The organism is Streptomyces rugosispiralis, assembly GCF_024505145.1.
GTDB lineage: Bacteria > Actinomycetota > Actinomycetes > Streptomycetales > Streptomycetaceae > Streptomyces > Streptomyces rugosispiralis.
Genome location: NZ_JANIAA010000243.1, coordinates 1 through 429 on the forward strand (window position 1 = coordinate 1; position 429 = coordinate 429).

The 429-nt window shown below is 69.0% G+C and carries 1 protein-coding gene; it reads right to left on the minus strand.

What is annotated here, in order from left to right:
* The coding region (locus tag NP777_RS47265) for an AMP-binding protein (protein ID WP_256656382.1) at positions 1–410 on the minus strand (410 nt) is incomplete at its 3' end.
* Between the last annotated feature and the right edge of the window lie 19 nt (positions 411–429).

Genomic DNA, 429 nt, shown 5'->3' on the forward strand with positions numbered 1-429 from the left:
CCCAGCCCGGGATCGAGGGGCATGGCGGTGGCGGTGGTGATGACGGTGGCCTCGGTCGGCCCGTAGGTGTTCCACACCCGCGCACCCACCGACCACCGACCAGCCAACTCCGCACTCAACCGCTCCGCACCCAACACCCAATTGCTCACACCCGGGACGGCGTCCGGATCCAGCACCCCCAACAACGACGGCACCACACTCGCCACCCGCACCCCACACCGGCCCACCATCTCCGCCAGCGCCTGCGGATCCTTACGCTCCTCCGCACTCGCCACCGCCAAAGTCCCGCCAGCAGCGAGAGTGACCGCGACATCGAGCACGGCCGCGTCAAAACTGAACGACGCGAACTGCAACGCCACCACACCCGCGTCCATCCCCAGCACCGGACGCATCGCCTCGGCCAGATTCACCACGCCACCGTGGGCAACG